Genomic DNA, 4,377 nt, shown 5'->3' with positions numbered 1-4,377 from the left:
CCGCCACCACCTTTAAAAACCCACAATTTCGGGGGGGCTGCTTTTTTTTTTTATACCACCCGGCCCCCCCCTTTGTCGCTCCGAACCACCCCCGGGGCGCGCCGGGGGCGGGGCCCCCACTTCGGTCCTCCCTTTGTCTTCCCTCTACAACGCCCCAGGCGTACCTTGACGCCCAATCTGATAAGCCGTCAGTAACTTCGCGGTGAGGGGTGCTTGAGGTGCCGTACCGGAGGAGAACAGCTTTCGCGCTGGCAGCGGCGGCGGCGGGCTCGGTGGTGCTGGCCTCCGCCCCCGCCGCGCAGGCCGCCGTCGTCGACGTGAACTACGCCTGCGAGACGAAGATCGGGCCCAAGGGCGCGGTCTCGCCCGTCGACATCAAGGCCGTCAAGAGCGGCAGCAGCTACACGATCACCATGTCCTTCGAGAAGGGCGTCTCCGACAGCCCCATCGAACTGCCCAAGGGTGTGATGACGCCGCGCGCCGAGCTGAAGCTCGGCGGCGCGGACTCGGGCACCATCAAGGTCAAGGGCACGCCGAACACGGCGGCCATCCCGCCCAACACCCCGATCAAGATCGGGCAGTTGACCGGCACGTACACGCCGAAGAAGAGCGGCAAGGTCACCTTCACCGCAGGGGTGCTCACCGTCCACGCCCTCGGCATGGACGCGGCGGTCTGCACCCCGAAGAACAACCCCGCTCCGTCGCTCGAGCTCGACGTGACGGCAGCCGGCGGTGGCTCTTCCGGGGAGACGCAGTCCACGAACGGCGGCGAGCTGCCGAAGACCGGACCGCTCGACTCCGCGACGGCGCTCGCCACCCTCGGCGGCACGGTGCTGCTGACCGGCGCGGCCGGCGTGCTCTGGCTCACGCGGCGCACGGCACGCTGATGCGGGGGGCGTGGGCCGGTACGGCGACCGCGGCCGCCGCGCTGCTCGGGGCGGTGGCGGCTGCGCCCGCACCGCCGGGGTGGACGGCGGGCGCGGCCGAAGGGCGGCCGTACGTCTATCTGGAGGGCACGGCCGGCAGCGTCCTGGAGGACACCCTCTCCGTGACCAACCCGGGCCCGAAGCCGCTCACGGTACGGCTGAGCGGGCAGGGCACCCCGCTCGCCTTCGCCGCGCGGACGGTGACCGTACCGGCACGGACCCGGGCGGACGTGCCGTTCGCCGTCACCGTCACGGCGGACACCGCCCCCGGCGAGCACCGGGGAACGGTGAGCGCGGAGGCGGGCGGGCGCGAGGTGCGGGTGCCGGTGCATCTGCGGGTCGGCGGGCCGAGCCTGGCGGCGCTCACCGTCGAGAAGGTACGCCTCGACGGCTCGGGCACCGTGCGCTACACCCTGGTCAACCGCGGCAACACGGTGCTCGCCCCGAGCCTGTCCCTCCGCGCCGAGGGCCTCTACGGCACCGTCCTCGACCGCCCCTCCAGGGCCCTTCCGCTCACCCTCGGCCCCGGCGAGCGCGTCACCCGCAGCGAACCCTGGCCCGACCCGCCCGCGTTGGACTCGATCACGCTCCATGTGCGGGCCACGGCCCCGGGTGCCCCGGCGGCGACAGCCCGTGCCGAGCGGGTCTTCGTCTCCGGGGGCGCGATCGCCGGTGGAGCGGGCGCCCTGCTCGCCGCGGCCGGCGCGGCCGCCCTCGCGGCCCGAAGACGCCGCGACCGGGCAGACCGGGCCGGCCGGGCCACGGCAGGTCCCGGATTCCCGGTGGAGGAACCCCAGTTGGTGGACGCGACGGCAGGAGCGGACCGATGAGTACGAGCGGTACGGAGCGGCTGGACGGGAGCGCTCTGTTCGCGGCGGGGGCCGGGGTGTCGCGTACGCGCGCCGCGTCCGGCTCCGGTCGCGGCGCGCGTCGCCGGGCGGTGGCGGTCGTGGGGCTGGTCCTCGCCACGCTCGCGCTCGCTCTGCTGCCCGCCGCCCGGGCGTCCGCCGCGCCCGGGCCCACCGTCGCCCTGTCGCAGACCGAGGGCGGCAAGGGCGGCGAGATCACCGTGAGCGGCACCGGCTGGAAGCCGGGCGCGCTGCTCATGCTGCTGATGTGCGGGCAGTCCGCGCCGGGCAAGGGTGTCATCGGTGGCACCAACTCCTGCGCCAACACCCTCGGCCGGGCCGCCACCGTCGACGCCAAGGGCGCCTTCAGCCAGAAGTTGCCGGTGGCCGAGCCGCCCAAGCCCTGCCCGTGCGTCGTGCACGTGGCCGGGGTCACCGGTCAACAGGACGTCGTGGACGTCGCCTTCACCGTCGCCGGCCATCCGACGGCCCCGCTGCCCGAGGCCACCGGCGACGGCAGGCTCGCCGTCCTCGCCTCCGTACGCCTCGAAGGCTCCAGCGGGGTCCTGGTCTGGTTCGGCGCACCCGCCCGGCGCGAGATCGTCTTCACCGTCGGCAATCTCGGCCAGGCACCTGTCAAGGACCCGGTCTTCCAGGTCGGCACCGCCCATGGCGTCTTCTCGCCGCAGTACGAGGAACGGCAGTGGCGCGGCACGATCGAGCCCGGCAGAAAGGCCCAGATCAAGCTGCCCGTCGAGCTGTCGGCGGGCGCGCACGGCGACTACGAGGTGTCGGTGAAGTACGCCGGCAAGGTCCTGGTCGACCAGCCGTGGGGGGTCGGCAGGCCCTGGGGCGTGTCGCTGTTCTGGCTGCTGCTCGCCGTGGTCGTCCCGGCCGCGCTCTTCCGGATCGGCATGGCGGTCGTGGACCGCGTCCGGCCGGGCGGCGCCTCCGGGTCCCGCGCCGGACACCGCCGTCGCCGCGCCCTTGTACGTACACCTGAAAAAGGCCCCGCCCCCGAGCGGGACGAACCCACCAGCACGACCACGGTCCTGCCGTGGTTCACCCCGGACTCCGCACCGTCCGCACCGTCAGAGATCAGCCCGACGACGAAGGGACATCAGTGAGCACGCAACGGAGGATGAGCGCGGCGGGAGTCGCGCTGATGCTCGGCGGCGCGGGGATCATGCTGGCCGCCAGCCCCGCTCAGGCCGCCGAGGTCGCGTACAAGACCGAGTGCATTCCGCCGTCCATCTCCGGCCTCCCGCCGGTACAGGGCACCACGAAGGTGCAGATCACCGCACCGGCGGAGGCGAAGGTCGGCGACGAGGTCGAGGTCGTCTGGAAGACGGTCGAGGCCGCGTCCAAGAACCCCGACATCCTCGACCTGGAGAAGGACACGGTGAAGCCGACCGGTGTCGTCAAGGTCGGCGGAGCGGCGAGCGGCACCCTGAACATGGAGGGACCGCGGGAGAACCCGCCGATCCCGAAGAACAGCCCGATGGTGCTGCCGGACATGAAGGGCAAGCTGAAGCTGGAGAAGGCGGGCGAGATCACGCTGACGCCGGACAAGTACAACATCAACGTCTCGAAGCCGATGTCGACGGACACGAAGTGTTCGCCGAAGGAGACGGTGGCGGTCGGGGCGACGATCAAGGTGACGGACGGCGGCGGCAGCTCCTCGGGCGGCACGACATCCGGCGGCACCACGTCGGGCGGCACCACGTCCGGCGGCACGACGTCGGGCGGCACGACCTCAGGAGGCAGCACCTCCGCCGGAGGCACCACCTCCGGCGGGAGCAGCACCTCGGGAGGCACCTCCGGAGGCGGCGGCGGGCAGACCGACTTCACGGGCAAGGAGGTCTCGGTCCAGTTCTCCTGCCAGTCGCCCGGACCGGCGAACATCACCTCCAAGGTGACCATCAACGCCAAGAAGAACGGCGGCAGCTACGACCTCACGGTCAAGACCGCCAAGGGCGTCATGGACAGCCCCGCCCCGCTTCCCGCCGGAGCCCTCAAGCCCTCCATGGCGGTCAAGCTCGGCGGCGCGGACAGCGGCACGGTCAAGGTCGAAGGCCCGGCGAACGCCGCCCCGCTGGAGCAGGGCAAGCCGGTCGACCTGCCGGACATGAAGGGCACGTACAAGCCCGGCGCGAGCGGCAAGGCCACGCTCAGCCCCGGCACCCTGACCATCAACGTCTCGCTCGGCGGCTCGCCGATCGTGATCCCCTGTCAGGTCAAGGGCGCCGTCCAGGCCTCGCTGGAGCTCGACACCACCAAGCAGGAGGGCGGCGCGTCGGGCGGCGGTGACGCGGCGTCCGGCGGCGGCTCCGGCTCGGCCGGCTCCGGCGGCGGCCTCGCCGAGACGGGCGCAGAGGACGACGGCGCCCTGCGCGCCCTCGCCCTGGTCGCGGGCACGGTGATCCTGCTCGGCGGCGCGGTGTTCACGTTCACCCCGTGGGCGCGTCTGCGGCGCTGACACGTAGGCGTAAACGGCGGAGGGGGGGCGGCCCCCGGAGGGGGGGGGGGCCCCCCCCCCCCCACCGCGGGGGGGGGCGGGGGGGGCCCCCCCCCAAACCCCGGACCAAATGAGGGTGGAAAAA

The 4,377-nt window shown here is 72.9% G+C and carries 4 protein-coding genes; all 4 read left to right on the top strand.

Translation table 11 applies throughout. The features are described from left to right. Positions 1-218: 218 nt before the first annotated feature. Genes ACFC0D_RS38165 through ACFC0D_RS38150 form a run of 4 tightly spaced genes read left to right on the top strand, consistent with a single transcriptional unit; the run spans position 219 to position 4,253 of the window. The gene (locus ACFC0D_RS38165) at positions 219-887 is read left to right on the top strand and encodes a peptidase (protein ID WP_376446627.1); all 669 of its coding nucleotides are present in this window, start codon (positions 219-221) and stop codon (positions 885-887) included. Continuing rightward, positions 887-1,756, top strand: a complete 870-nt coding sequence (locus ACFC0D_RS38160) for a hypothetical protein (protein ID WP_376446624.1) — start codon at positions 887-889, stop codon at positions 1,754-1,756. The genes ACFC0D_RS38165 and ACFC0D_RS38160 overlap by 1 nt, the downstream gene beginning before the upstream one ends. Next, positions 1,753-2,901, top strand: coding sequence for a hypothetical protein (locus tag ACFC0D_RS38155; protein ID WP_376446621.1), 1,149 nt, complete (start codon positions 1,753-1,755; stop codon positions 2,899-2,901). The genes ACFC0D_RS38160 and ACFC0D_RS38155 overlap by 4 nt, the downstream gene beginning before the upstream one ends. 14 nt (positions 2,902-2,915) lie before the next feature. Further along, entirely contained in the window at positions 2,916-4,253 is a 1,338-nt protein-coding gene (locus ACFC0D_RS38150; RefSeq protein ID WP_376446618.1) for a hypothetical protein, read from the top strand. The last annotated feature ends 124 nt before the right edge of the window (positions 4,254-4,377 follow it).

The organism is Streptomyces sp. NPDC056222 (genome assembly GCF_042264065.1).
Taxonomy (GTDB): Bacteria; Actinomycetota; Actinomycetes; order Streptomycetales; family Streptomycetaceae; genus Streptomyces.
The sequence above is the reverse complement of the archived record's forward strand: the minus strand, read 5'-3'. Positions and strand labels throughout refer to the sequence as shown.